The organism is Pedococcus sp. P1_H8, assembly GCF_056405175.1.
Genome location: NZ_JBFUCP010000160.1, coordinates 1 through 498, shown reverse-complemented (window position 1 = coordinate 498; position 498 = coordinate 1). Strand labels below are relative to the sequence as shown.

Here is a 498-nt window from a genome sequence, read left to right as displayed (position 1 = left end):
AGTCCGTACCCGGCGGAGTGCGACTTGTTGAACGCGTAACCGGCGAACGGGAGCACGGTGTCCCACAGCGCCTTGATTGCCTTGGCGCCGAACCCGTTTTCCAGCATGCCCGCCTCGAAGCCCTCGAACTCGGCCTCGAGCACCGACTGCTTCTTCTTGCCCATGGCGCGGCGCAGGATGTCTGCTCGTCCGAGCGAGTAGCCGGCCACCTTCTGGGCCAGCTGCATGATCTGCTCCTGATAGATGATCAGGCCGTACGTCTCCGAGAGGATCTCCCTGAGGGGTTCCTCCAGCTCGGGGTGGATCGGGCTGACTTCCTCCAGGTTGTTCTTCCGCTTGGCGTAGGAGGTGTGCGCGTTCATGCCCATCGGGCCGGGACGGTACAGCGCGAGGGCGGCGACGATGTCGCCGAAGCCGGTCGGCTGCATCAGCTTCAGCAGCTCCCGCATGCCGCCGCCGTCGAGCTGGAACACGCCGAGCGTGTCCCCGCGCGAGAGC

At 65.9% G+C, this 498-nt stretch carries 1 pseudogene; it reads right to left on the bottom strand.

The features are described from left to right. A pseudogene (locus AC1DYG_RS19385) lies at positions 1 to 498 on the bottom strand (DNA polymerase III subunit alpha); the annotation flags it as partial.